The following is a 5,940-nucleotide window of genomic DNA, read 5'->3' on the forward strand; positions in this document are numbered from 1 at the left end:
TGCCCGCCCCGGGCCCACGCGGCTCCCCCCCCCCCGGTCCCCCGCCGGGCGGCCCCCCGCGCGGGGCCCCCGCCCCCGCGGGGGGCCCCCGGGGCGGCCCGGGGGCGCGCGGCCTGGGCGCGCTCGGCGCGGGCCCGGGACTCACGCTCGGCGCGGGCGGCCCGGCGCAGCGAATCCGCCTTGCCCCGTACCGATTCCGCGCGTTCCTCGGCGGTGCGCACCGCCAGCCGGGCCTCCACTTCCATCGAGCGCGCCTCGGCCAGCGCCCCGGCCGCCTCCTCGCGCGCCAGCCCGGCGGTCTCACTGCCCGCGTCGTCATCCGAATCCAATTCGGACTGTTCGGATTCCGCGTTCCGCAGCCGGTTCTCCAGGTCGGCCAGCTGCTGCAGGTTCGCGTCCCGGGTGGTCTCGGCCTCGGCCCGCTGGGCTTGCAGGCGTTCGCATTCGGACTTCGCGGAGCGCGCGGTCGCACCCACCCGGCCGAGCCGATCGTAGATCGACACCATGGCCTGGTCGGATTCGTGCAGCGCCAGCAGGGCCTGGTCCACCGCCTGCTTGCGGTCGGTCTGTTCGGCCTCGGCGCCCGACAGCGCGGCCTCGAACTCCTCGGCATGCCGCTGCCACGACTCCAATTCGGCCTGCGCGGCATCGATATCGGCCTGGATCTCGAGCCGGCTGGGCGCGCGATCGGAACCACCCAGCACCCACCCGGTACCAGCGAGATCCCCTTCGCGAGTAACGACGCGCAGCTCCGGATACGCCCCGAGCACCTCCGCCGCGGCCTCGAGATCATCGGCCACCGCGGTCCCGGCCGTCAGCGCATCGACAGCCCCCCGCAACTCCGGCGGACAATCGACAACCTCCGCAAGCCACCGCGCCCGCCCCGGCAACGCCGCCCGCTGCCCACCGTGCCCGGAGCCACCCCGCCCACGATCCGAATGTCCCTCCGCGGCAAAAGCTTCCGACCGATCCACACCGTCGCCCGCCGACCCCGACACCACAACACCACTACCCGCACCAGCCGACTCCGGCACCGCAACACCGGACTCCGACCCACCGCTACCCGTAGTTGCAGACTCCGGGAGACCATGGCCCATATCGGCTGTGGTGCGGCCGTATACCAGGGCCACACGGCCGCCGTCGGCTTCCTTGAGCGCGGTCAGGGCGGCGTGGGCAGCGCTGCCCGTCTCGGCGGCGACGGCGTCGGCCATGGGGCCGAGGGCGGCGGCGACGGCGGATTCGTAGCCGGTGTGGACACGCAGCAGGCCGGACAGGGGGCCGAGGAGGCCGTCGGCGTGGTGCTCGAGGAGCCAGGCGCCGCCGTCCTTGCGGGACAGGCCCATGGTGAGCGCCTCGATCCGGGCGGTCAGCGAGGCCACCTTCTTGCCGGCCTCACGGTCGGATTCGCGAAGTTCGGTGACGCGCCGGTCGGCCAGCTCCAAGGCCTGGGCGGCGTGCTCGTAGGCGGCGTCCAGACTCTCCTCACCGGCGTCGAGTTCGCTCAATTCGGCTTGTACCGACTCGAATTCGGCCTCCGCGTCCGCGCCACGCTGCCGCGCCTCGGTCAGCGCGGTCGACAGCCGGGTGATCTCGGTGTCCGCGGACTGGGCGCGGGTGCGCAGATTGTCGACCTGACCGGACAGCCGGGCCAGCCCCTCGCGGCGATCGGCGATGGCGCGCACGGCGGCCAGATGTGCCTGCTCCGCCGCCTTCGCCGCCTGCTCGCGATCGTGCAACTGGTCGCGGGCGGCCTCCAGGGTCGCGGTCGCGACCTCGACGGCCTCCAGGAGTTCGGCCTCCTCGGCCTCCACCCGCGCCGCTTCGGCCTCGAGCTGCTCCGGATCGCGGCCGGTACCGGTGGGCTGATCGATGGTCAGGTTGCGGGCCCGGTCACGAGCGATGCGGATAGTGGCGTTGACGCGCTCCACCAGAGCCGACAGCTGGAACCAGGTCTGCGCGGCCGCCTCGGCGCCGGGCGTCAGCCGCGACAGCTCGAATTCCTGTTGTGCCAGTGCGGCATTGGCCGCGTCGAGTTCGGCCTGCACATTGATCTGTTGTTCGCGGGCGTAGGACTCCTTGCTCTGCTGGCTCTCCAGCTCGCGGCGGCGCGTCACCAGATCGTCGGCGGCCAGCCGGAGTTTGGCGTCGCGCAGTTCGGACTGCACGGTCGCGGCGCGGCGCGCCACCTCGGCCTGGCGGCCCAATGGCTTGAGCTGGCGGCGCAACTCGGTGGTCAGGTCGGTCAGGCGCGCCAGGTTGGCCTGCATGGCCTCCAGCTTGCGGACCGCCTTCTCCTTGCGTTTGCGGTGTTTGAGGACACCGGCGGCCTCCTCGATGAAGGCGCGGCGGTCCTCCGGACGCGATTCCAAGATCGCCGAGAGCTGCCCCTGGCCGACGATGACGTGCATCTCCCGGCCGATTCCGGAGTCCGACAGCAGTTCCTGCACATCCATCAGGCGGCAGGAGTTGCCGTTGATCTCGTACTCACCCGCGCCGTCGCGGAACATGCGGCGGGTGATCGACACCTCGGAGTAGTCGATGGGCAGCGCGCCGTCGGAGTTGTCGATGGTCAGGGTGACCTCCGCGCGGCCCAGCGGCGCGCGGCCGGCGGTGCCGGCGAAGATGACGTCCTGCATCTTGCCGCCGCGCAGCGCCTTCGCGCCCTGCTCCCCCATCACCCAGGTGAGCGCGTCGACGACATTCGACTTACCCGAGCCGTTGGGCCCCACCACGCAGGTGATGCCCGGCTCCAGGCGCAGGGTCGTCGCGGACGCGAAGGACTTGAATCCCTTCAGCGTCAGACTCTTCAGGTGCACAGCAGGCCAATCTACCCGCTAGCCGGGGGTAGCTCCGCGTATGCCGGGTCAGGATGTCGTCAGGGCATGTTCGTGCGCGGCCCGCCGCACCCGCGCGACTCCCAGCCGGTGAGGACGCGGAACACCAGCACCGCACCCCACGGCCCGATCACCCACAGCGGCCACGGGTAGGTGAATTCGCCCGTACCCAGCGAGATCAGGCCCCAGATCACCAGGCACAGCACCCCGACGCCCAGCCACGCGCCGCCCTCGATGCGCTGCCAGATCGGCAACCGCGCCGGGCTCTTGCCGGGCGCGGCGGCCCGCTGCCGGGGCAGCTTCGGCAGATCCGACAACACCAGCTGCAGATCGTCGCGCGTGGTGGTGGCGAACACCCGCGCCACCCGCTGGTCGTATTCGGCGAGATCGATGCGCCCCTCGCTCAAATGCCGGGACAGCAGATCGGCCACCTGCTGCCGCTCGGCGTCGGAGGCGCGGGTGCCGGTGGTGATGTCCATGGCCCGTGTTCCTATCGACGAGATCAATATTCCAAAGTGGAATGTACATAGAATGCAACCTCCACAGTGGAATGTCAAGACGGGGAGTGAACCGCGGCCGCCCGAGGGGCCTTAAGTTAACGACCATTTGCGCTCGAGTACGGGTAAATGAGAAGGTGAAGCTCCGTTTATCGGACAAGGAGTTCTTCGTGGATCTGGAATGGTCGCCCACCGATCTGGCGTTTCGCGACGAGGTGCGGCGTTTTCTCGACGAGAACCTGACCCCCGACCTCCGGCGCGCCGGGCAGCTCGCCACGAGCGTCTACCCGGATCACGAGGCCAGCATGCGGTGGCAGCACATCCTGCACGCCCGCGGCTGGGCCGCGCCGGCCTGGCCGGTGGAATACGGCGGCTGCGACTGGAGCATGACCCAGCACTACATCTTCGACCGCGAGTCGATGCTGGCCGGCGCACCGCCGTTGTCGCCCATGGGGATCCGCATGGTGTCGCACGCGATCATCGCCTTCGGCACCGAGGAGCAGAAGGCGTACTTCCTGCCCCGCATCCTCACCGGTGAGGTCTTCTTCTGCCAGGGCTACTCGGAGCCGGAGGCCGGTTCGGACCTGGCCTCGCTGACCATGGCGGCGGTCGACGACGGCGACGACCTGGTCTGCACCGGCTCCAAGATCTGGACCACGCACGCCACGGAGGCGAACTGGATCTTCTGCCTGGTGCGCACCTCGAAGCTGGAGCGCAAGCAGCAGGGCATCACGTTCGTGCTGATCCCGATGGACTCCCCCGGCATCCAGGTGCGCCCGCTGGTGATGACCTCGGGTGAGCAGGTACAGAACCAGGTGTTCTTCGATCAGGTGCGGGTGCCGAAGACGAACGTGCTGGGCCGCATCGACGACGGCTGGACCGTCGCCAAGTACCTGCTCAACTTCGAGCGCGGCGGCGCGCTGGGCCCCATGCTGCAGGTGATGGCCGAATCGCTGGCCGAGCAGGCGCAGGCCCAGCCCGGCCCGGACGGCGGCACGCTGCTGGACGATCCGGTCTTCGCGGCCCGGCTGGCCGACATCCGCATCCGCGCCGACGTGCTGGAGATTCTGGAGTACCGCACGGTGGCCGCGATCTCGCAGGGGAGGAACCCGGGGCCCGCGGCCTCGACGCTGAAGATCCTCGGCACCGAACTCAGCCAGCAGCTCACCGAACTCGCCCTGGCGGCCGCGGGCCCGCGCGGCCGGGTCTACCAGCCGCACGGCACCATGCCCGGCGGCCCCGTGGCCGACTTCACCGCACCGGCCGACGGCTACCTCAGCGGCGACGAGTGGCAGGCGGTCGCGCCACAGCGCTACTTCAACGACCGAGCCGGCTCGATCTACGCCGGTAGCAACGAGATTCAGCGCAACATCATCGCCAAGGCAACCCTGGGACTGTAGACATGGACTTCGAATTCACCGCCGAACAGCAACTGCTCCGCGATACGGTCACCGAGTTCCTGGCGGCGCGCTACGACCTGGAGAAGAGTCGCGCCGCGGCCCGCCTGGGCGCCGGCCGGCAGCCGGAGATCTGGCGCGCCTTCGCCGACGAGGTCGGCATCCTCGGCGCGAGCCTGCCCGAGGAGGTGGGCGGGTTCGGCGGCGGCGCGGTCGAGACGCTGCTCATCGCCGAGGCCCTGGGCGGGGCGCTGGTCGTGGAACCGTACGTCGACACCGTCGTGCTCGGCGGCGGGCTGCTGCGCCGGGCCGGTGGCGACCGTGCCACGGAACTGTTGCGCGGCATCGTCTCCGGCACGGTCATCACGACTCTCGCCGCGCTGGAAGCCGATTCGGGCTACGACATCGGGCGGGTGTCCACGACCGCGCGACGCGACGGGGACGCGTGGGTCCTCGACGGCTCGAAGGCCGTGGTGACCACCGCGCCGCTGGCGACACACCTGCTGGTCACGGCCCGCACACCGGATTCGACCGGACTGTCGCTGTTCGTGGTCGAGGCCGACGCGCCCGGCCTCACCCAGCATCCGTACCGCACCATAGACGAACGCCGGGCCGCCGATCTCGTACTCGACGGCGTGCGGGTCCCGGCGGACGCACTGCTGGGAACCGAAGGGGGCGCGGACGATTCGCTCGCCCGCGCCGTGGACGAGGCGATCGCCGCCCTCGCGGCGGAGGCGGTCGGCGGCATGCGCAAGGTGCTCGCCGACACCGTGGCGTACGCGAAGCAGCGCCGGCAGTTCGGCGTGCCGATCGGCAGCTTCCAGGTCCTGCAGCACCGCATGGTCGACATGCACCTGGAACTCGAACAGGCCATCGCCGCAACGTATCTCGTCACGCTGAAGCTGGACGCCGCACCGCTCGAACGGGCCCGCGCGGCGGCCGCCGCCAAGGCCACCGTGGCCCGCGCGGCCCGCTTCATCGGCCAGCACGCGGTGCAGCTGCACGGCGCGATGGGTATGACCGAGGAACTGGCCATCGGCCATTTCTTCAAGCGCCTCACCGCGATTCAGTACGAATGGGGCTCGGCGGACCATCACGTCGCCCGCTACGCCGCCCTCACCCGCCCGCACTGAGACCGAACCGACGGGGGGGGGGGCCCCCCGCGGCGAAGCGCGCCGGGCCGGGGGGGGGGGTGGGGGGGGCCCACGCCCC

The 5,940-nt window shown here is 71.0% G+C and carries 4 protein-coding genes; 2 read left to right on the forward strand and 2 right to left on the reverse strand.

Annotated features, from left to right (window positions below):
* Both QH470_RS13015 and QH470_RS13020 read right to left on the reverse strand, forming a co-directional pair.
* The coding region (locus QH470_RS13015; RefSeq protein ID WP_280272591.1) for an AAA family ATPase at positions 1–2,816 on the reverse strand (2,816 nt) is incomplete at its 3' end.
* A gap of 59 nt (positions 2,817–2,875) precedes the next feature.
* Positions 2,876–3,313 carry a DUF1707 SHOCT-like domain-containing protein gene (locus tag QH470_RS13020; RefSeq protein WP_280272592.1) on the reverse strand — a complete coding sequence of 146 codons (438 nt, stop codon included), beginning with the start codon at positions 3,311–3,313 and terminating at the stop codon, positions 2,876–2,878.
* Positions 3,314–3,501: 188 nt separating this feature from the next.
* On the opposite strand from QH470_RS13020, the gene QH470_RS13025 reads away from it, so the two are divergent.
* Positions 3,502–4,731, forward strand: coding sequence for an acyl-CoA dehydrogenase family protein (locus QH470_RS13025; RefSeq protein WP_280272594.1), 1,230 nt, complete (start codon positions 3,502–3,504; stop codon positions 4,729–4,731).
* 2 nt (positions 4,732–4,733) lie between these two features.
* Positions 4,734–5,861, forward strand: a complete 1,128-nt coding sequence (locus QH470_RS13030) for an acyl-CoA dehydrogenase family protein (protein ID WP_280272593.1) — start codon at positions 4,734–4,736, stop codon at positions 5,859–5,861.
* Positions 5,862–5,940 lie beyond the last annotated feature (79 nt).

The sequence above is a fragment of the Nocardia wallacei genome, assembly GCF_029868745.1.
GTDB lineage: Bacteria > Actinomycetota > Actinomycetes > Mycobacteriales > Mycobacteriaceae > Nocardia > Nocardia wallacei_B.

Bases quoted from the DNA above. Each gene is read 5' to 3' on its own strand.
- QH470_RS13020 (WP_280272592.1), bottom strand. From the start codon at position 3,313: ATGGACATCACCACCGGCACCCGCGCCTCCGACGCCGAGCGGCAGCAG.
- QH470_RS13030 (WP_280272593.1), top strand. From the start codon at position 4,734: ATGGACTTCGAATTCACCGCCGAACAGCAACTGCTCCGCGATACGGTC.